Source organism: Pseudomonas sp. 9_2_1, from assembly GCF_059295275.1.
Genome location: NZ_CM181239.1, coordinates 2089260 through 2109362 on the forward strand (window position 1 = coordinate 2089260; position 20103 = coordinate 2109362).

The window sequence follows — 20103 nt, forward strand, 5'->3', positions numbered from 1 at the left end:
TCTCCATTTCCTACATCTGGTGGTTTCCGCTGACTGGTCTGCGAGCTGATGCCAGCAAGCAGATCAATTGGCAAGTTTAAGAGCGCGTTTTAATTTGGGCTGCAAGACGAAATTCACGAGGCGTCATGCCCGTTTCTTTTTTGAATGCTCTGCTGAAATGAGCAAAATTGCTGAACCCCCAATCAAAAGCAATATCCCCAATATTTTTATGCGCTAAATTCCTAGCAAGCAGATCTCTTTTGCAATGTTCCAAGCGCTGGTTCCAGATCCATTGAGAAAGCGTCATATTTTCCATTTCGAAGACTCTATAAAGCGAACTTATAGAAAGCTTCAGGTCGACAGATATTTTTTCAATGTTCAGGCTTGGATCGCTCAGATTTTCCGCTATGTACAGCTTCACACGTTGAAGGTGAAAGGAATGGAGCTTGGAAGGCTCAGCAATAGCGGCGTCGGGGATCGATTGAAGGCCTCCGATTGCGACTTCTATCAAGCCCTTTGCCAGTGATTCCTGGACGCAAATACTAGAGGAGGAGGAGCTCATGAAAAGGGTTCTTAACATTGCGCCGAGTAGGAGGCCAGCTTCTGAATCCTTCTGTACGGTTATTGCGCACAGACTCTCGGGATTGGTGATGTGAGCCAGCAATTTAGCGCGAGGTATCCGGATCACGTGTTTGCAGAAATCACTGCTGTAGGACATGTTGAATGGGCGTCTGCTGTCATACAGGACGAAATCACCAGCCGTCTGAGTGGAAAAACGATTGGCCTGCTCCAGCTTTCCCTCACCGGCTATTTGATAGCTGATCATGAAAAATTCTGACGCATCAGTCTGAGCCGACTGTGTGCTCCGTGCCACGGCATGCGCTGAAGCCTCGAGTCTCATCAGGTCAAGGTTACCCAGTCGCAGGTAATCTAACGTGGCGGCGAATGGAGTGCCTCCCAGTAGCTCGAAATTCAAAGCCATGAACCGGTTTTCCATGACCTGCCTCCAAAAAAACTCACGGTCAGGAAGCGGTACGCTGGATGTATTGAGATTTGAGACCATTTTCTTACTCCATTTACGCTCGTAAGCACTGGTTAGCCAGCAAAATCAGTGCCGCAACACCGCTGGCTCAGCATGGCGGGAAGCTGGAGCAAGAGAGGTAGGAGGCACGGTCAAAAGCAGTCACCAAACGGCCCCGCAGAGAGGAGCGCGCGCCTCCTGATCAAGCGCTTGTTCAAGTCAGTGCACCGTTATGATGCCATGGCGAGGTTGGTCAAGTGGGCGTTTTGTCACATGCCGTTACGATCGGTAGCGGTCTGATTCATCAGGTGACTGAGCCTGGCATTCGCTCTGTCGTGAGTAGGGAAGGCAGGGCAAAATTAGCGGGATGCTCGGCACAGCGGATTGACTTGATTTGGCTAACCATTCTGGTTGTCGCCATTTTCAAGACAGACAAAAACTATGAACACTATCCAAAGTGCTTACAAAGTAGCCGTCGTGCAGGCTGCGCCAGTCTTCATGAATCGTGCAGCAACCGTCGATAAATGTATTTCGCTGATTGAAGAAGCGGCGAGAAATGGAGCCAAGCTGATTGCATTTCCTGAAAACTTTGTGCCGGGATACCCATGGTTCTTCTGGCTAGGTACGCCGGCTTGGGCGATGCAATATATGCATAAATACCATCAAGAGGCGCTGGTTGTTGGTAGCGAGGACTACGCAAGGCTTGAGGAGGCAGCTAAAAAGAATAATATTTTTGTTTCGCTTGGTTATACCGAAAAGTCCGGTGGTAGTCTTTACATGGGGCAAGCGATGATCAATGATGAGGGGGAGACGGTTAATACCCGCCGCAAGATAAAACCGACCGTCGCTGAAAGAATGGTGTTCGGTGAAGGCGATGGGAGTGATATTCAGGTGCACAGCACTTCCATTGGTAAGCTGGGTGGGTTGTGTTGCTGGGAGCATATACAACCGCTTACTAAATTCGCGATGTTTAGCGAGCACGAAGAAGTTCACATTGCCGCTTGGCCAGGATTCTCTCTCTACAATGATGTGACCAAGGCCATCAGTGGCGAGGTCAACAATGCGGTCAGCAGAACGTACGCAGTGGAGGGGCAATGCTTTGTGTTGGCGCCCTGCGGCATGGTGTCGAGCGATGTAATCGACCTTTTGTGCGTGACAGATGAGTCAAAAGGACTTCTGAAGGCAGGCGGTGGGTTTGCCAGAATTTACGGCCCGGATGGCGCAGAGTTAGCAGCACCTCTTCCTCCCGAAGAAGAAGGCATTCTTTACGCCGATATTGATCTTAGTCATGTAGTTTTGGCTAAAGTTGCCGCCGATCCGGTAGGGCACTACTCCAGAAATGATATTGCACGATTGGTGATTGATCGCGAGCGCCGGCGTGCGGTACACAACAAATATCAACCTGATGCTATCGAAATACCTGCTCTTGCGAAAGAAGATGAATCCCTGGTGGATTGATGTCAGGTAACAACTTAGGCGGCGGAGAATAATAAAATGAGCAAGTCATCGTCCTACGAATGGAAGATGGTCTGGTTGTTGGCCATCCTGTTTGGCGTGGTTGGGTTGGATCGACTGGTAGTCGTGTATCTGTTTCCGATCCTGATTCCTGAATTGGGTCTAAATAATACTCAGGCAGGTGCTATTGCTTCGGTGTTGGCGCTGACATGGGCTATTTCGACCTGGGTGCTTGGTGGCGTCAGTGATCGGTACGGTCGTAAAAAGGTACTCATCTACTCGGGTATCTTCTTCTCCGTCATGGCCTGGATGACCGGAGCTGTAAAAAGCTTCACGGGAATGCTGGTTGTACGTGGGTTGCTGGGCGTTGGTGAGGGTGGTGTATTCAGTGCGAGTGTCGCGACGCTTGCACAGATTTCGTCCCCCAAACGCCGAGGCATGAACTTGGGCATACACCAGTCCTTTTTCCCGTTGCTTGGGATCGGACTTGGCCCAATCATCGCCACCCAGTTGACCAACTACATGTCGTGGCAGTGGGTCTTCTTCATCCTTGGGGTGCCAGGTCTAATCCTGACACTAATGCTCGCTAAGCTGATGAAAGAACCGCCGAAACAAGAGCCGGTTGCAGATGCCTCTGCAGCCGCGGTCAAGGGTGCTACTTCCGTCTTGCGCTACAAGAACATCTGGGTGACGACCATCATTGGTTCGCTGTTCCAGACCGGTCTCTTTGTTTTTTCAACCTTCGTTGCGCTGTACCTGACCCAGGTGGTGAAGCTCTCGTTGTCGGAGACAGGACTTATCGTTTCTGGTTGGGGGTTCGGTGGGTTTATCGGAATGATCGCCGTGCCCGCGCTGTCTGATCGGCTGGGCCGCAAGCCTGTCCTGATCATCTGCTCCGCTATTTACGGCGCACTGATGCTCGCATTTGCGATGAGTCAAGCCAGCTCGTTTGTGATGTTCGCAATCCTGTTCTTCGCAGGTGTCTTCGGGTTCGGTATTGCGCCACTCTTCCTCGCAATCATTCCTGCTGAATCTGTACCGTCCAACGTGACGGGTGCTGCGGTGGGAGTACCGACAGGTGTGAGCGAGATTATCGGCGGTGTCTTGATGCCGATCGTTGCCGGCAGCCTGGCTGACCACTTCGGCCTGATTGTTCCAATGATGATCGTCGGTATCGTATCGCTGTTGGCCGCCGTTTTTGGGTTCCTCCTGAAGGAAACCGCGCCGACCAAGACTTACTCTGTTTCACTCACGCCTGCGCCGGAAGCAGCTGGGAGCTGACGCGGTGCTTACAGCGCTAGCTTAGCGTGTGGCCCAAGGCGATTAAGCAATTGCCTTGGGCCACTTTCTTACCTTGCCCATAGACAGTATTTATATTGATGCGATCAAATATCAATTTGATCAAGGGGCTGCGCTTTTTTAGAGTGCATTTTTATCCGCTTAAGCTGCTCGAGGGACTTATGAACTCAGTTTTCAACGTAGAAGGTTACCGGCAGCTGGCTCGCCGACGTCTTCCAAAGATGGTGTTCGACTATCTGGAGGGCGGTGCAGATGACGAGAAGGGGCTCTCCAGAAATCGGGATGCATTTGATCGATTAGAGATCATGCCTCGACGCTTGGTCGATGTCTCAGATCGCAGCCTGAACGCCGATGTGTTTGGCCACAGCAAGTCTCTACCCGTGATGGTTGCTCCGATGGGCCTCAACGGCGCCTTCTGGCCAAAAGGTGATCTTGCATTGGCACGTGCAGCCAAAAAGGCGGGTGTTCCCTTCATTCTCTCAACCGCAGCGAATGCCTCGATCGAAGAGGTGGCAGATCAGGTCGGTGGTGAGCTCTGGTTTCAGCTCTATGTCGTTCATCCTTCACTCTCTGAGCAACTTGTTGCACGTGCTCGGGAAGCAGGCTACCGAACCCTGGTTTTGACCACTGACGTTGCGGTGAACGGGAAGCGTGAAAGGGATCTGCGCAGCGGCTTCGGTCTTCCCTTCAAATACACTCCCAAGGTGATGCTGGACGGAATGCTGCACCCTAGGTGGTCTATGCAGTTGTTGATGGGAGGGATGCCACAGATGGCGAACTTCGCGAACAAAGATGCCTATGACATGGAGCTGCAGGCTGCGCTTCTTTCCCGCAGCATGGACGCCAGTTTTGATTGGGAAGCGCTCAAGCGATTGCGTCAAATATGGCCGCATCGCCTTCTTGTAAAGGGTGTCCTTCATCCCGATGACGCATCACGCTGCATCGAGCTGGGCGCAGATGGCGTGATCCTTTCCAATCATGGCGGGCGACAGCTAGATTCGTGCTGTTCCCCCATGGCAACACTGCCAGCGATTGCTTCTGCACATCCGGGAAAAGTACTGATCGATAGTGGCTTCAGGCGTGGCTCTGACGTGGTAAAAGCACTCGCGTTAGGAGCAAGTGGTGTACTGATTGGCCGTCCACTGCTATACGGCCTGGCAGCTTCCGGTGAAGAGGGCGCGACCGAAATACTCAGCATCTTCAAAGACGAGATGAGCCGTACGTTGGCCAATATGGGTTGTGCGTCGGTGAGGGAGTTGTCACCGCACTATGTAGTGGAGCGGTGATGTGGCCTGAATGGCCATTATCCAGTTGATTGTTAAGTCAAGAACCCTGGGTGCTATGCCGAGGAGATGCGGTCTATGTATTACCTGCCGCCCCCTCGGTACGATGCTGCCCTTTAAGTCACTGCGCTTGTGTAGCCAGTCTCCTCCTAAACGAATGCCATCGAGCTTCGTCTCCGATCCTCTTGGATCAAGACCTGAATCCTTCGCAATGCAACGGCAAGCGCATTTTGATCCTCGGCTCCACCGAGTGAGATGCGAACTGCATTGGGAGTAGTGGGAGTGACGCTGAATGACTCAGCGCTCGCGATATTGACGCCCATCTGATCGAGCGTGTGGGTGAAAGCTTCGTGGTTCCAGTGACTGGGCAATGGCAGCCAGATATGTATGCCCGTTGGGTGGCTATGAAACGGTTGAGTGATAATTGAACGAGCGAGGCGCTGCCTGGCGCGAGCCTCTCTCTGAATTTCAATGATCAAATCCTTGGCGACACCCGAGCGAATCCATTGCTCTACAAGGGCCAGCATTAATGTCGAGCACCCTATGCTTGAGGCGCGCAATGTCGACAGAAGCTTCTCAGATGACTGGCCTCTAGGTGGAGTGACGAACGAAGTTCTAAGGGACGGCCACAGGCATTTGGAGAGGGACGCCAAGTAGAAGGTATGCTCCCCATGCGTATGGCAAGCAATTGGTGCAGGTGCGTCCGTGAGGAGGTGACGGTACGCATCTTGGGTCTGGATAAAGCAGGCAAAGAGAACTACCAGATCAGCCTGGGTGGGAGTGCTGCAGAGTATGCGGCGGTGGGATCAATTCTGGGGCGGTCAGTCAGCTTTGAAGATATCCCTGACGTCGTCGAAAGGATCATCAACATCTACCTGCGAGAGCGCGAGGCTGGCGAGAGATTCATCGATACTTATCGTCGCGTTGGGATCGACGTATTCAAGGAGGTGCTGCGTGATGCTGCTTGATAGAGAAGGCTTACCTCGGCTTGATCCGTGCGTTTATTTGACCATGGAGCAAGAGTTGGCAAGTGATCCGCAAACTGTCGTCCCTCTTGAGCGATGGAGTGAATAAACACAGGCGTTTTGCCGCCCTGCAATGGGTTTGAGAGTGGCTGGGGATTGCGACATAAGCATGGTCGTTCCTCTGCTAGGTTTCGTCAGCGTGATCGTGGTCGATTTTCCAAAATCGCGGGACGGTCGGGGTTTCACCTGGGCAAGGCTGTTGAGGGAGCGTCATGGTTTCGATGGCGATATCCGAGCGGCAGGCCCAATGCTGCCGGATCAGTTTGCGATGCTTTTGGAATGCGGCTTTACCAGTCTCCTCGCACCTGAGAATGTTCCTCTTGAACGTTGGCAGGAGGCGGCACTGTTGCGAGGCGGGAAGACCCGACCACGTACTTTTCTTGAAAAGATCTCCAGCAGTAGTGTGTCGTAGAGGCAGCTTGAGTGAGGGTGTACTCCAGCTTCGGCAACTAGTGTCGTCAACCTACTGAGGAGATCAGCTCATCGGCTAAAGGGTGCCTGGATTGCGGGGCTCCTGCGTTTTTTGCAGGAGCTTTATGCTCGATGACACCAGGATCGATTTGGCGAGTCTTGAACTGACCAAATTGACATGGCGCTTCCATCGATCTGTCCGCATTTCAAAATTTTTGCTGGAAACGTCGTACGGGGAGATGACATGCCTACCGATCGAAGGCGACGCGTGAGTCCAGCCATGCTCTATTGCCTGTCAGGGCTGCAATAGCGAAGGGGTAAATAAAAAACCCTTATGTGGCCACCATAAAACATTGATTTGCTCGATGCGCGGTCAATTTTTACAGTGTTCCCGTCACGTACCAACGGGAATCCTCCAAGTGAAAACAATCCATTCCGCTTCCTACGCGCTGCTCCGCCGATACGGCATGACAACCATGTTCGGCAACCCAGGCTCTAACGAATTACCATTTCTGAAGGATTTTCCCGAAGATTTCCAATACATCCTGGGCCTGCATGAGGGCGCGGTAGTCAGCATGGCGGATGGCTACGCCCTCGCGAGCGGTATGCCAGCGTTCGTCAACCTACATGCGGCAGCTGGTACCGGTAATGGCATGGGTGCCTTGACCAATTCGTGGTACTCCCATAGCCCCTTGGTCATTACTGCTGGGCAGCAGGTTCGATCGATGATCGGTGTGGAGGCGATGTTGGCGAACGTGGACGCGCCGCAGCTTCCTAAGCCTCTGGTGAAGTGGAGTTACGAGCCGGCCACAGCTCAAGATGTTCCGCGCGCATTGAGTCAGGCTATCCATACAGCGACTACGCCACCTAAGGCACCCGTTTACCTCTCGATTCCCTATGACGATTGGGAACAACCTGCCCCAGCTGGTGTGGAGCATTTGGTTGATCGTGACGTACAGGTTGCGGGGCTGCCGGATGCCAGGCAGCTCGCTATTCTCACTCAGCGCTTGAACTCTGCCAAAAACCCAGTCTTGGTGCTGGGCCCGGATGTTGACGCCACCCGTGCCAATCACGCCGCAGTCATGCTCGCTGACAAGCTGCGTCTTCCTGTTTGGGTTGCCCCATCAGCTTCTCGCTGCCCATTCCCCACTCGCCACCCAGGTTTCCGAGGTGTTCTGCCCGCCGCCATCGCTGGAATCAGCAAGATCCTTGATGGCCATGATCTGATCCTGGTCGTTGGTGCGCCCGTATTCCGCTATCACCAATATGCGCCAGGGAATTATCTACCAGAAGGTGCACGGCTGATTCAAATCACTTCTGATCCGCATGAAGCCGCTCGCGCACCAATGGGTGACTCGCTGATAGGCAACATTCGGGCAACGCTCAGCGAACTAGCCGAAGCAGTTGAGCAGCGCAATTGCGACTACCCACCAGCCTTGAGAATTGCTCCTGTTGCTGCCGATGAACCCAACCGTCTGCACCCGGAGAGCTTGTTTGATGTTCTCGATGCAGTGGCGCCGTCTGACGCCATTTACGTTAAGGAGTCGACTTCCACCACTACGGCCTTCTGGCAGCGGATGAATTTGCAGCATCCAGGTAGTTACTACTTCCCTGCGGCGGGCGGTTTGGGCTTTGGACTGCCAGCTGCGGTGGGTGTCCAGTTGGCTGAACCCAATCGCCGTGTGGTGGCGTTGATTGGCGATGGCTCGGCGAACTATGGCATCACCGCGCTGTGGACTGCTGCGCAGTACAAGGTTCCCGTCGTTTTCGTGATTTTGAAAAACGGTACCTATGGCGCGCTGCGTTGGTTTGCGGGTGTGCTGGAGGTTGATAACGCACCTGGTTTGGACGTTCCAGGGCTCGACTTCTGCGCCATCGCCAAAGGTTATGGGGTCAAGGCAGTAAATGCCGATTCGCGAGCGTCTTTTGAAGCAGCTCTGCGTGAGGCACTGGATTCGAATGAGCCAACAGTTATTGAGGTGCCAACAGTAACTATCCAGCCTCATTAAAAAAGTGTTCCAAATCCAATAACAACAATAGAAGAATCATTATGTCTACTCAAAGCGCGCTATCAGTTGCCGCGAACGCCCCGCTCGGGCGTTTGCACTACGGACTCCTTTTCTGGTGTTCCTTCATCATGTTGTTCGATGGGTATGACTTGGTCATCTATGGCTCAGTTGTGCCACGGCTGATGGAGGAGTGGGCGATTTCGCCCATTCACGCAGGCTGGATGGGAAGTGCTGCACTCTTCGGCATGATGTTCGGCGCGGTTCTCATCGGGCCTTTGGCAGACCGTTATGGGCGCCGCAAGATCATCTTGAGTTCCATGACCCTGACAAGCGTTTGCGCACTTGCCACGGCAGCAGCCTGGGATGTGCCAAGCTTCGCAGTCCTGCGGTTTGTGACCGGGATGGGGTTAGGCGCTGCAGTGCCAAATATTGTCGCTCTGATGAGCGACTTAGCGCCTGCCAATCGTCGTAGCACGCTGACAACGATAATGCTGAGTTTCTACTCCATTGGTGCAATGGCATCAGCCTTGGTGGCGATCTGGATCATTCCTCGATTCGGCTGGGAGGCGACTTTCCTTGTGAGTGGTCTGCCGCTGCTTGCGATGCCATGGATGTACCGGCAGCTGCCTGAATCTTTAGCTTTCCTGCTGAGCAAAGACGAAGGCAGAGCTGCGATCCTGCTCCAACGCCTCGACCCAGAAGTTGACGTCCGCAGTGTTCGCATGGAGCCTCCAGCGAAATCTAATTCGGGCACTCCCTTGTCTGGCTTGTTTAGCGATGGGAGAGCAGTCGGGACAATTTTCCTCTGGCTGGGCTTCGGCATGTGCATGCTGATGGTCTACGGGTTGAATACCTGGCTGCCCAAAATCATGGTTGCTGCTGGCTATCCACTGGGGTCGAGCTTGATGTTCCTCGTCATCCTTAACCTGGGCGCTACCGTTGGTGCGTTGGGGGGCGGCTGGCTGGCTGACCGGTGGGGGTGCAAGCCTACGCTCATCCTGTTCTTTGCGTTGGCTGTGGTGTCCCTGAGCACCTTGGGCGTCAAGCCGGGCCCTATCGTTCTGAATATCATGTTGCTGATTGCAGGGGCGACCACCATCGGCACTTTGGCAGTCATTCATGCATTCGCAGCACAACAGTATCCAAGCACCATCCGCGGTACCGGTGTGAGCTGGTGCTCAGCGATCGGACGCTTTGGCGGGGTGGCAGGGCCTACCCTGGGGGGCGTCATGCTCAGTCTGAACCTGCCTACTCAGTTGAACTTCCTACTGTGTGCTGCACCAGGCGTAATCGCAATTTTTGCAATCGTCCTGGTAAAGAAAGCAGCCAAAGAACGTTCTGACATCCGTGCAAGCGCCATTGACGCGCATTCTTGATTTAGAGACAAGGAGACTACTTATGGGCGATCAAAAAAACGCTCGTTATACCAACCTGGATCTGTTGCCAATCGCAGGTCAATGGCGCAAAGGGCGCGCCGGCAGGCCTCTGCAAGTCACCAATCCTTTTAACGGTGAAACCTTGCTTCAGATCGAGCAAGCGAACCGTGATGATCTTAACGAGGCCTACATCGCAGCCCAGGAAGCTCAGCAAACCTGGCGCGAGATGAGCCCTGCTCAACGCTCAGGAATCATGCTGCGAGCAGTGCAAATCTTCGACGAGCGTAAAGAAGAGATCGTAGAGTGGATTATCAAGGAGTCGGGCTCAACCCGAATCAAAGCGCAAATTGAGTGGGGCGCGGCGCGGAGTATCACGCAGGAGTCGGCTTCGTTCCCTGCGCGTGTCCACGGGCGCATCTTGCCATCGAACGTTCCGGGCAAAGAGAACCGTGTCTACCGAGAGCCACTGGGTGTTGTCGGCGTGATCAGCCCTTGGAACTTCCCGTTCCACCTGACTCAGCGTTCCGTTGCTCCTGCACTTGCACTCGGTAATGCGGTCGTGATCAAACCAGCAAGCGACACTCCGGTAACCGGTGGCCTGCTCAGCGCACGAATTTTCGAGGAAGCGGGCGTCCCGGCGGGGGTGATCAGTGTCCTGGTAGGCCCTGGTGCCGAGATCGGTGATGCGTTCGTTGAACATCCGATTCCAAAATTTATCTCTTTCACTGGCTCGACACCGGTGGGTGCAAACATTGGCCGTATCGCAAGTGGTGGAAAGCACCTCAAACATGTAGCACTTGAACTGGGCGGCAACAGTCCATTCGTCATTCTGGCAGATGCTGACCTAGACCAAGCTGTTTCTGCGGCTGTCATGGGTAAATTCCTGCACCAAGGCCAGATTTGCATGGCGATCAACCGTATCATCGTTGAAAGCCCCATCTATGATGCTTTCATTGAGAAATACGTGGCCCGGGTCAAAGCACTCAAGGTCGGCGACCCTAGCCAGCCGGACACAGTTGTTGGCCCTGTAATTAATCAAAAACAGCTTCAGGGTCTGCTCGATAAAATCAATCGGGCACACGAGGAGGGGGCCAAGCTTGTGGTTGGCGGCGAGCCAAACGGTCAGGTGCTACCACCGCATGTGTTTGTCGACGTGACGGCGACTATGGAAATCGCCAAGGACGAGATTTTTGGGCCTTTGGTAGGGGTTCAAAAGGCCGATGATGAAGAGCATGCTCTTTCGCTCGCTAATGACAGTGAGTTTGGCCTGTCGAGCGCAGTCTTCACGGGTGACCTTGAACGTGGGGCGCGATTCGCCAGGCGAATCAAAGCTGGCATGACACATGTCAATGATATTCCAGTCAATGATGAAGCTCACGCGCCGTTCGGGGGCGAGAAAAACTCAGGACTAGGTCGTTTCAATGGTGATTGGGCGATCGAAGAGTTCACCACTGACCACTGGATAAGTGTTCAAAGCATTCCTCGAAAGTATCCATTCTGATTTACTTGGTTTTAAAAATCTAAGCATCTCCCGCTAGCTCCCCTCGCCGGGGGCTAGACGGTGTTCGCCATTCAAAAATAATAAAGGTGATTGTAATGGCTAACTTCCCTCAAGGGTTGTATGGCGCGCTTGTCGTGGGCATATACGCTGCAAGTCCATTTTCCAATGTTTACGCTGCTTTCTTGGACGACACTCAGGTAAGTCTTGGAATGCGTAACGCTTACATTGACCGTGACTTCCATCAGTCCGATGCACCCAAATCTAGGGTAGGAAGCTGGAGTCAGGGTTTCGATCTACGTGTGGTTTCTGGCTACACGGATGGCCCACTGAAGTTTGGTCTTGACGTCGATTCCCAGTGGGCGTATCGGTTAGACGGTGGTGGAAACCGGGGGCCAGACTCCGTGTTGCCCTATCACGCCTCAAGCGGATCTCAAGCAAGGGACTACGGTCGTACAGGCGTGACGGCTAAGGCGCGTTTCTCCAAGACAGATATAAAAATTGGCGAGCTCCGTCCTATGCTCCCCGTGGCCTATATCGACGACTCTCGACAGCTGGTCACTACTTATCAAGGTGCGCTTGTCGAGTCCAAAGAAATAGATGGGCTGAGCCTCACGGCAGGCAGGATTACCCAGATAGCTTCGCGTGAATCCTCAAATAAAGAGAAGATTTATTTGATGGTAGGTAGCGGGCGGGTGGCCCGTAGTGACGGTCTTAATTTCGCGGGTGGCACATATGAGCTGAGTCCGTCGCTGTCGGCAACCTATTTTCACGGCCAGTTGGAAGACATTTATAAGCAGAACTACTTTGGGCTAGCGCACGTTCTCTCACTAGGTGACGGCTATTCCTTGAAAACGGATCTTCGCTACTATCACAATACTGAAGATGGTGCAGCGCTGTATGGAGATATAGACAACCAGGCTTATGGTGCAATGACAGCCCTTAAGAAAGGCGGGCACACATTCACGGTTGGCTATCAGAGAATGTTGGGTGACGACGGATTTCCTGTATTCAATGGCTATGCACCTCAACCATTCCTGGTTAACTGGTCAACGCTGGGGTTCTTCAAACCAAATGAAAGCTCTTGGCAAGCGCGTTATGACTACGACTTCGCTGCTTCAGGTTTGCCAGGGTTGCGCCTGATGACCCGTTATATGAGAGGCACGGGCATTGATCGGGGAGGCGACCTTGACAAGAATGTCGAGAGCGAAATGAATTTGGTTATCAACTATGTGATTCAAAGTGGCCCGCTGGCGGGGCTTGGCTTCGAATGGCGTCACATCGATGTTAAAACTCGTTATGGCTCGGCGACCTTGGCAGGCGCCGATTATGACGAGAATCGAATCCTCACGACCTATACCTACAAGTTCTGATTTTCTGCTTTGGTAAAGGGTTGATTTTCTTCATCACCATCATTACGTTGCTGTGGGCGTACAAGGTGTAGGCAGTTCACTGAACGTCTCAGGCGCATACCTATACACGATGAATTGCTCACGCAACGGATAGGGTAATAGAGTTTGCTTCAAGCTGACGCTTTCATGTGTTTGAAACGTACGAAAAACATTTAGAGCGAGGATGCTATGAGAATTGCAGTCATTGGAACCGGGGCTATGGGTGGCCTATTCGGTGCACGCTTAGCGATGAGTGGCCAGGATGTCACACTGATAGATGAATCTCAGGCAACTATCGACGCCATCCGACAGCAAGGACTAGTCTTGCACTACGGCCACGAATCCAATGCGTTAAGATTACCGGTTGGCCGCGCTCAAGATTTTGACGGTCTTTATGATTTGCTCATCGTTTTCACAAAGGGATTTCACACCGCCGCAGCCATACAGTCGGCAGCACATCTGATCGGCCCTGAATCATGGGTATTGTCTGCTCAAAATGGTTTGGGCAACGATGAACGGATCGCAGCAGTTGTGAAGCGTGAGCAAATTATGGTGGGTATGACCAATTTTCCTGCAGACTTGGTCAAGCCCGGCGTTGTGCGCACACAGGGATCCGGTCATATTTCTATTTGGAGTGCAAGCGGCAAGGATGAGCCAGGAGTGCATCGCATTGCAGCTGCCTTGAGTGATGCCGGTTTGCCGTGCCGTGCTGATTCCGACGTGAAAGTAGCGATCTGGGAGAAGCTCGCCTTTAATGGCGCGCTCAATGCCCTGTGCGCTGTGAGCGGTCTGACAGTGGGAGAGGTTGGGGGCTCGGAGCATGGAAGGGCGGTTGCGTCGGAAATTATCGAGGAAACTGTAGCTGTGGCGAAAGCCAGCGGAGTTGATGCTCAGCGTGACCGAGTAGCAGCATCAGTTGAGTACGCCTTCAAGAATCATGCCTCCCACAAACCGTCAATGCTCCAGGATATTGAAGCGCGTCGCCCCACGGAAATCGACTTCATCAATGGTGCGGCTGCCGACCGCGGACGTCAGTTCGGGGTAGACACGCCGGTTCTGAGAACGGTTACAAACCTGGTCAAGCTCATCGAAAGCAAATACTAAGGGCTCTTACAAAGCAGCCGATGCCAAGCATGCTACCGGCTGCGCTGTAAGATCCGTGCTAATTCAGCAATCTAGCGTGCAAAGGGCTTCAGAGATTCGGGGTTAGCAACTGACTGCCTCACGATTGATAAGAGAAGCTACCAAGCCGGGCTGAGAAATAAAGGGGCAGTGCCCGGTGGGAATTTCTCCTACCACGACACATCCAGCGCGACTCGCCATCATTCGTCACCGGCTGGAAAGCCGGACAAGAGACATGCTGCAGCACGCAAGTGCCCTGGCAGCGAGCTCGCCCGAAATGCAGCGGAAGTTTCTCGATACAACACTGGCGGCTCAGATGAGAGGGCTGGCCATCATCGAGGTTCGCCAAGCCTTGTTGAAAGATCACGCAGGCGAAATAATCCGTCCCATTCTTATCGAGGTAGCCCGTGGGAACACCATCGCGATCGATTCAAGTTTGCAGGCAATCGATGGAGATTCACTGGGGCATAGACGGGCGAGGGCATACCTGTCGTGGTTAAGGCGCGAAGCCGAGGAGCAAGTGAAACGGGCATAGCGTTCGGAGAGTGAAAAGGGGAGCGCAATAGAGGCCGGCTCCCCCTCAATGATCCTTATCTAGCCAGGCGCAAACTCAAGCTTGCAACACGCTGGCCCAAGTATTCGGCAGCCTTAAGGTCACCGGAGGCGGGAGCTTCTTCGGGAGAAGCATCGGAAGGAGAGATAGCGTATGCCCCCCCGAAACCACCTGTCCAATTCATGTCCTCATTTGTGTTGCTCTTTTTATTGGCGGGTAGCTGGCCCAACCCGACCCAAATTTGAGAGTGCTGCTGAGAAAGGGTGAACATGTATTGAATTGTTGAGTATTTGTCACCATTGGTTGAGGCTGAGTTGGTGGAGCAATTCAAAAAATGGCTAGCGAAGCAAATAAGCGAACGCTAGCCTAAGTGGGATGTTCAGAGCTAGGCTGCACTGATCGCGATGCGACTCAGATGCAGCCAGTACATCAAGATCAGCGAGTGCTGACTTCTTTGTCTGCGAAGCTCGAGCCGGCTAGGTCGACGTTCACATTAGCTACCAAATCACTAGCGGAATGTCCAAGCGCAACGCTGTAGGTACCTTCAGCAATCACCCACTGCTGTTTGCCTGCATCGAAATCTGCCAGCAGGCGATCATCCACGGTGAACGTTACGCGTTGCGATTCGCCAGGCTTAAGAGAGAGCTTATCCCACGACAAAAGGCGCTGTTCCGCACGTCCAGGTACCGCGCTCAGATAGATCTGAGGGACATCTTTCGCGGAGATCTTGCCGGTATTGGTTACAGTTGCGCTGAGCTTGAGTGGCTGAGTGGATTCAACCTTCAGGTCACCATAGCTGAAGGTGCTGTAGGTAAGCCCGTATCCGAACGGGAACAACGGCTTCGCATCCTTTCGCGCAAACCAGCGGTATCCAACGTCTGCGCCTTCAATATTGTAATCAACATCAATTTTGGCATGGTCATTTCCGCCGAAACCCGGAACCTCAGGGCGTGGCAATTGAGCGAGGCTTTCTGGGAATGTGACCGGCAAGCGACCGGAAGGGCTGACGACGCCTGTCAGCAGATCCGCAATGGCACGACCGCCCTCGGCGCCAGGGTACCAGGCTTGCAGCACGGCAGCTGACTTCTTAAGCCAAGGCATTGCCACTGGGCCGCCGGTTTCCAGGACGACTACAGTATTAGGGTTTGCGCTAGCGACCGCATCAATGACTGCATCTTGGCCCTGGGGCAGATTTAGGTCATAGGTATCGTACGTTTCCATCATCCATTGAGTTGCAAAGACGATAACCACATCGGCGTTCTTCGCAAGTGCTGCGGCTTCGCCCGGGGAGCGACCATCGTTAAACGTTATCGTCGTGCCTGGCAGTGCTTTTTTGAGCTCTAACAATGGGGAGGAGCGGTGCCAGACCTGATCGCGAAGGCTTGCGAAAATACCTTCGCCCCCGGTGCGAATGGACAGTGCTGGCCCGCCAGGCTCCACCACCTGTGCCGACCCTGCTCCTGACAAGACGCCGACGTCGGCGTTCCCACCGACTACCAGAATACGTTTGGTCGATTTAGGGATAGGCAGCGCTTGCTTCTCGTTACGCAGGAGCACGCTGCCTTCTTGTGCCGCAATTCGAGCTACTTCTCGGCTCACACCATAGTCAACGTCACCTTTGATCGGAGGATGATCGACAAGGCCGGCTGCGAAAATGGAGCGCAGAATGCGCTGGTTCATGTCTGCCAGTCGTTCCTGGTACTGCTTCTCGCTCTGGACTTTGGCTGCCAGAGGCTTATCGAATGGGATGTCGCCATAAAGCATCCTATCAAGCTGGGTTCCCATCTCGATGTCCAGACCTTTGAGAGCAGCCTCAACGCTGTGAACTGCCCCCCAGTCCGACATCACGAAACCCCGATACTTCCAGCGGTCTTTCAGGATGCGCTGAAGGAGGTCTGGGTGCTCACAGGCATAAACCCCGTTGATCCGATTGTAACCGCACATTACTGCACCAGGCTGGCCCCTCTCGATAGCGATCTGAAAAGCGAGGAGGTCGCTTTCACGCATGGCCCTTTCACTGATATTGGCGCTCAGCCCATATCGAGAGGTTTCCTGGTTGTTCATGGCGAAATGCTTGATGGTGGAGAGCACATGCTGGCTTTGAATGCCGCGAATACTTTCACCCGCGGTGACCCCTGCGAGCAGAGGATCTTCACCGAAGTACTCGAAATTTCGGCCATTTCTCGGGTCGCGAGCAAGGTTAATACCGCCGGCGAGAAGGATGTTGAAGCCCTTGCGCCAGGCTTCATTTCCGATCATGGCGCCTGTGTCGTAGGCGACCTTTGGGCTCCAGCTGGCAGCCAGCGACAAGCCTGACGGAAGCGGCGTGCCACCGTCCCCGGGCCTTACGTTTCCGGGATTCGCCACACCCAGGCTGGCATCGGTAACTTGCAGCGCCGGAATGCCATATTTTTTATCCGCGGGAACAAAAGCCGCCGACCCTAAGGCACCGTCAGGCACCGTGAAACCGAGGATTGGCATAGCCATTTCGCTTCGCACGCGAGCTAACTGCTCGTCTTTGGACGAGGCGTTGACCAGCAATTGTGCGCGCTCATCGGCGCCTAGTTGCGGGTTTAGCCATGGGCGGGAGGAGTCCGCCAAGGCTGCGGCACCACAGGTCAGGGTGGCGAGTGTTATAGCTGCACGAAGACATTTACTGTTTAACATGGGGTAACTCCAAAACCATGGTGCATAGATCACTGCAGGAAGTCACGGGGCCAAGTAATCAAAGCAAGCTGTTGCTTAGAATGTGATACCTGTTCTGAATCCCGCTACCCAAGCGTCATCAACGGATGAGACAGAGCCTGGATTTTTGTAATGCTGGATATTTGGCTGCAAATAGAGCCAAGATGTTGCCTGGAACCGGTAGTACAGCTCGGTGGTAACCTCATGGCTGACCGAAGGCGCGAATGCGGCGTCAAGATCGTTGAAACCGTTGATTTCATTACTCAACTGGCGATTTTTGTCCCAGCGATCATTGGTTTTGGAAAAGACTGAGCCGAAGCCAACGACATCGTTAGAACGGGAGCTGAACGGCGCCTTGTAATACAAGCCTGCTCCGACCACGTAGTGAGTTATTGAAGTTTCACTGTCATTGATCTCACCGTTGAAGTAGACATTTAGACCTTCAGCACTATCTCCTCCCGGGCCGGTTACTTGCTGGCCCAGGTAGAACCAGGCCGCTTTGCGGCTGTTTCGTTTCAAGTAACCTGCGGAAGGGTCAAGGGCCTGGGCACCGCCGTTTTTCCCTTCGTAAACATCGTCGGTGTGTACGTTGCTGTAAAACACGCCCGCAAAGTAATTGCCCTTATATTGCTTATCGCCCCAGCGAGGAGTCCAGCCGACCAGCACTGGCACGATTTCACCCTCGCCACCTTCAGTCTTGAAGGACGTTACCCGTGAGTGGTCATTGTTTTTGGGGCTTTGCTGATAGAGGCCAAGCTTGACATACACATGAGGAGTAATGCGCCAAGTGCCGGCAGCACCCCAAGACGCCACTGGCCAGCCGTACCAGATCGAGTTGATGCCTGGTACCGTGCCGCAGTTGGTAAGGGATTGGAAATCACAGACGTAAGGGCTAGCAGGGAAAAACTCCTCTGTGGGGGACATCCGGCCAGCCCGAATTGAAAACTGGTTGTCGAGGAAGTTCTGCTGGTAAGTGAGGTGAGTGATACGGGTGTAGGAACCGCCACCCCACACCTCTTGGGACAGGTTGGTGACTGGCCCTCTGGGGTCGTAAAGGCGTTCAGTTGAAAGTAGCTCACCGTTGTTCCGGTTCGTGATGGCTAAGCTCCACTTGCCGTCAACTCCCCAGTCTTTGTTAAGATCGTATCCCAGCATCAGTGTGGTTTGATCCGAATACACGGATTTACGATGATCATCATACCCACCGTGGAGGTTGCGAGCAGCCTCGTTCAGATAGGACAGATGAAGCGATACACCGTGCTCCGCCAGCTCATCCCGCATCCCCCCCAGGTCACCCAACATGTACGGTGAATTAGCGTCGAAAGCCCCAGCGGCCAACGACGAACTTGCTCCCCCGAGCAGACAAAGCGCTCCCACCGAGCCCGCTACCAATTTTCTTATTGCCATTATTCTAGCTCCGCAGCGCTGCTAACCGAACGTGTTGAGGCGCTATTGTGCGAGCGTGGTCTAGGCCAGATTTGCTTGGTTTTCTTGCTATTTTTGATTGAGAAAACGAGGAGGTTGGGCCGAAACGGTGCATTGCCGCTTCACGATGGGAGCCTGCAGGATTCGCGACGGCCATCACACAGTCACCTCCTAGGTGATGGAATATGAGCCGAAGGCATGTGCTGTCGCTTGAACCACGCGAGGTGGCTGAAGGCTTACCGGTCTACAGACCTCTCCTCGTACTGAGTGAGATGGCGTTGGCGATGATTGCGTAGAGGAGGGGGAGAGAAGCCTTGAAGCGCTCTTGAGTCAGTCCGTGAGACCTGAAGCGGGTCTAAAAATGGTCTAATGCTCATGATGCTTACGGCGAGCGCTGGGCGTTACTCCATAGAGCGACTTGAACGCCCGACTGAAGTGTGCACTGCTATTGAATCCCCATTTGAATGCTATTTCGGTTATCGAAAGCTTCGCGTACGTTTCGCTAAGTAATTCGTTGTTGCACTGCTGTAGCCGAGAGTTCCATATATGTTGAATGAGCGAGGTTGATTCGGATGCGAAAACTCTGTAAATGCTGCTAATCGAGAGGCCCATACGTTCGGCCAAAAACTCTGCGCCGAGGTTAGGGTTGGCAAGCTCGTTAGCTATTGTTCTTTTTATCTCTTCTAAGTGATAATTTTTCAGTGTCGAATCATTCGCCATCTTGCATTCTGGGAGTTCACGCAATGTTCCGCTTAACATCTCAAGCAGCGCATTAGAAAAACTATCCGTGGCGGTTGCTGGCAGCGCGTTGTAGTCATCGGCGAGGCCGCGAAGGTAGGTGGAGAGCAGGCGTAAGCTAACTGTGTTATGAGGTATTTTCACTGCGCAGAGCCTATCTGGGCGTGAAAAATGCTTCTTCATAAGGTGTGCAGGAATACGAACTACACACTTAGTGAAGTCGCTATTATGATCAAATGAGTAGGGTCGTGAGGTATCAAGTATGACGGCCTCTCCTGGCTGGATGACGGTCTTCCGACCCTCCTGCTCAACCATGCCTACTCCGCACTGTTGAAGGCTAAAGATGAAGTAATCTTTACGATTGCTGTCGGCTATAATTTTTCTGTAGTCGCGTTTCACGCCGTGTTTGCAAGCATCTAATTTGATAAGGTCAAGCGGTCCAAGCGAGGCGTGCACCATCGTAGAGCGAAAGCCTTTCAAGATCTCATCTTGGTGCACCCCAATGTCTAACGTCGCAAAATGCCGGCGTACTGAATCGTGCCAGAATTCAACGCGTTCATTAGGCGGAAGGTCGACGGTTGAAATCACCCTCTGCTGGGTCATAGCTCGCTCCTGCTGGTTACCTTGCGGACGTCACGCAAAAATTAAGCCATTAATGAATGCACCCTTAATGACCTAATGGATCAAATATTCTAGGAGGCTGGATCAAATAAAGATTGAATTCGGTTACTGAATAATTCAGTCGATACATGCTTGTGGCCTTAGGGGTAACGAATGTTACTAACGGTAATCCCTTGGGATTCTGTGGGTTTTGGTTGGGGGCTTGCCGAGCA

Annotated in this window: 16 protein-coding genes; 11 read left to right on the forward strand and 5 right to left on the reverse strand. The window is 53.3% G+C overall.

What is annotated here, in order from left to right; genetic code table 11:
* Positions 1–76 precede the first annotated feature (76 nt).
* Positions 77–976, reverse strand: a complete 900-nt coding sequence (locus tag AC5O5I_RS09335; RefSeq protein ID WP_494512423.1) for a helix-turn-helix domain-containing protein — start codon at positions 974–976, stop codon at positions 77–79.
* Positions 977–1441: 465 nt separating this feature from the next.
* Between AC5O5I_RS09335 and AC5O5I_RS09340 the strand changes: the two genes are divergently transcribed.
* From AC5O5I_RS09340 to AC5O5I_RS09350, 3 genes are all read left to right on the forward strand, one after another.
* Entirely contained in the window at positions 1442–2458 is a 1017-nt protein-coding gene (locus AC5O5I_RS09340; RefSeq protein ID WP_494512424.1) for a carbon-nitrogen hydrolase family protein, read from the forward strand.
* Positions 2459–2494: 36 nt separating this feature from the next.
* Positions 2495–3736: an MFS transporter gene (locus AC5O5I_RS09345; protein ID WP_494512425.1), complete on the forward strand. Its 1242-nt coding sequence runs from the start codon at positions 2495–2497 to the stop codon at positions 3734–3736.
* 98 nt (positions 3737–3834) lie between these two features.
* A complete protein-coding gene (locus tag AC5O5I_RS09350; protein ID WP_494512426.1) occupies positions 3835–5040 on the forward strand; it encodes an alpha-hydroxy-acid oxidizing protein in 1206 nt (401 codons plus the stop codon).
* A gap of 146 nt (positions 5041–5186) precedes the next feature.
* Here the strand turns inward: AC5O5I_RS09350 and AC5O5I_RS09355 are convergent, their stop codons facing one another.
* Complete coding sequence (locus AC5O5I_RS09355; protein ID WP_494512427.1) at positions 5187–5564, reverse strand: hypothetical protein; 378 nt, start codon at positions 5562–5564, stop codon at positions 5187–5189.
* A 144-nt stretch (positions 5565–5708) separates the two neighbouring features.
* Here AC5O5I_RS09355 and AC5O5I_RS09360 point away from each other — a divergent pair, with 144 nt between their 5' ends.
* The 8 genes from AC5O5I_RS09360 to AC5O5I_RS09395 all read left to right on the forward strand — a co-directional run bounded on the left by AC5O5I_RS09360 (position 5709) and on the right by AC5O5I_RS09395 (position 14404).
* On the forward strand, positions 5709–6005 hold the full coding sequence (locus AC5O5I_RS09360; RefSeq protein ID WP_494512428.1) for a hypothetical protein: 297 nt from the start codon (positions 5709–5711) through the stop codon (positions 6003–6005).
* A 130-nt stretch (positions 6006–6135) separates the two neighbouring features.
* Positions 6136–6474 carry a DUF934 domain-containing protein gene (locus AC5O5I_RS09365; RefSeq protein ID WP_494512429.1) on the forward strand — a complete coding sequence of 113 codons (339 nt, stop codon included), beginning with the start codon at positions 6136–6138 and terminating at the stop codon, positions 6472–6474.
* Between the two features lie 418 nt (positions 6475–6892).
* The gene (mdlC, locus tag AC5O5I_RS09370; protein WP_494512430.1) at positions 6893–8482 is read left to right on the forward strand and encodes a benzoylformate decarboxylase; all 1590 of its coding nucleotides are present in this window, start codon (positions 6893–6895) and stop codon (positions 8480–8482) included.
* A gap of 41 nt (positions 8483–8523) precedes the next feature.
* Complete coding sequence (locus tag AC5O5I_RS09375; RefSeq protein ID WP_494512431.1) at positions 8524–9858, forward strand: MFS transporter; 1335 nt, start codon at positions 8524–8526, stop codon at positions 9856–9858.
* A 22-nt stretch (positions 9859–9880) separates the two neighbouring features.
* Positions 9881–11359, forward strand: a complete 1479-nt coding sequence (locus AC5O5I_RS09380) for an aldehyde dehydrogenase family protein (protein ID WP_494512432.1) — start codon at positions 9881–9883, stop codon at positions 11357–11359.
* A 95-nt stretch (positions 11360–11454) separates the two neighbouring features.
* On the forward strand, positions 11455–12729 hold the full coding sequence (locus tag AC5O5I_RS09385) for an OprD family porin (RefSeq protein ID WP_494512433.1): 1275 nt from the start codon (positions 11455–11457) through the stop codon (positions 12727–12729).
* A gap of 207 nt (positions 12730–12936) precedes the next feature.
* On the forward strand, positions 12937–13851 hold the full coding sequence (locus AC5O5I_RS09390; RefSeq protein ID WP_494512434.1) for a ketopantoate reductase family protein: 915 nt from the start codon (positions 12937–12939) through the stop codon (positions 13849–13851).
* Between the two features lie 253 nt (positions 13852–14104).
* Positions 14105–14404, forward strand: a complete 300-nt coding sequence (locus AC5O5I_RS09395; RefSeq protein WP_494512435.1) for a hypothetical protein — start codon at positions 14105–14107, stop codon at positions 14402–14404.
* A 453-nt stretch (positions 14405–14857) separates the two neighbouring features.
* Here AC5O5I_RS09395 and AC5O5I_RS09400 read toward each other — a convergent pair whose 3' ends face one another.
* From AC5O5I_RS09400 to AC5O5I_RS09410, 3 genes are all read right to left on the reverse strand, one after another.
* Complete coding sequence (locus AC5O5I_RS09400) at positions 14858–17089, reverse strand: beta-glucosidase family protein (protein WP_494512436.1); 2232 nt, start codon at positions 17087–17089, stop codon at positions 14858–14860.
* 75 nt (positions 17090–17164) lie between these two features.
* Positions 17165–18514 (reverse strand): carbohydrate porin, encoded by a 1350-nt coding sequence (locus tag AC5O5I_RS09405; protein ID WP_494512437.1) that lies wholly within the window; start codon positions 18512–18514, stop codon positions 17165–17167.
* Between the two features lie 384 nt (positions 18515–18898).
* Positions 18899–19873 (reverse strand): AraC-like ligand-binding domain-containing protein, encoded by a 975-nt coding sequence (locus AC5O5I_RS09410; RefSeq protein ID WP_494512438.1) that lies wholly within the window; start codon positions 19871–19873, stop codon positions 18899–18901.
* Between the last annotated feature and the right edge of the window lie 230 nt (positions 19874–20103).

What these genes read in the sequence shown, in the direction of transcription:
- AC5O5I_RS09335 (WP_494512423.1), bottom strand. Translation starts at nt 976, where the DNA reads ATGGAAAACCGGTTCATGGCTTTGAATTTCGAGCTACTGGGAGGCACT.
- AC5O5I_RS09340 (WP_494512424.1), top strand. Translation starts at nt 1,442, where the DNA reads ATGAACACTATCCAAAGTGCTTACAAAGTAGCCGTCGTGCAGGCTGCG.
- AC5O5I_RS09385 (WP_494512433.1), top strand. Translation starts at nt 11,455, where the DNA reads ATGGCTAACTTCCCTCAAGGGTTGTATGGCGCGCTTGTCGTGGGCATA.
- AC5O5I_RS09355 (WP_494512427.1), bottom strand. Translation starts at nt 5,564, where the DNA reads ATGCTGGCCCTTGTAGAGCAATGGATTCGCTCGGGTGTCGCCAAGGAT.
- AC5O5I_RS09410 (WP_494512438.1), bottom strand. Translation starts at nt 19,873, where the DNA reads ATGACCCAGCAGAGGGTGATTTCAACCGTCGACCTTCCGCCTAATGAA.
- AC5O5I_RS09390 (WP_494512434.1), top strand. Translation starts at nt 12,937, where the DNA reads ATGAGAATTGCAGTCATTGGAACCGGGGCTATGGGTGGCCTATTCGGT.
- AC5O5I_RS09365 (WP_494512429.1), top strand. Translation starts at nt 6,136, where the DNA reads ATGGGTTTGAGAGTGGCTGGGGATTGCGACATAAGCATGGTCGTTCCT.
- AC5O5I_RS09400 (WP_494512436.1), bottom strand. Translation starts at nt 17,089, where the DNA reads ATGTTAAACAGTAAATGTCTTCGTGCAGCTATAACACTCGCCACCCTG.
- AC5O5I_RS09405 (WP_494512437.1), bottom strand. Translation starts at nt 18,514, where the DNA reads ATGGCAATAAGAAAATTGGTAGCGGGCTCGGTGGGAGCGCTTTGTCTG.
- AC5O5I_RS09360 (WP_494512428.1), top strand. Translation starts at nt 5,709, where the DNA reads ATGCGTATGGCAAGCAATTGGTGCAGGTGCGTCCGTGAGGAGGTGACG.
- AC5O5I_RS09375 (WP_494512431.1), top strand. Translation starts at nt 8,524, where the DNA reads ATGTCTACTCAAAGCGCGCTATCAGTTGCCGCGAACGCCCCGCTCGGG.
- AC5O5I_RS09395 (WP_494512435.1), top strand. Translation starts at nt 14,105, where the DNA reads ATGCTGCAGCACGCAAGTGCCCTGGCAGCGAGCTCGCCCGAAATGCAG.
- AC5O5I_RS09380 (WP_494512432.1), top strand. Translation starts at nt 9,881, where the DNA reads ATGGGCGATCAAAAAAACGCTCGTTATACCAACCTGGATCTGTTGCCA.
- AC5O5I_RS09350 (WP_494512426.1), top strand. Translation starts at nt 3,835, where the DNA reads ATGCGATCAAATATCAATTTGATCAAGGGGCTGCGCTTTTTTAGAGTG.
- AC5O5I_RS09345 (WP_494512425.1), top strand. Translation starts at nt 2,495, where the DNA reads ATGAGCAAGTCATCGTCCTACGAATGGAAGATGGTCTGGTTGTTGGCC.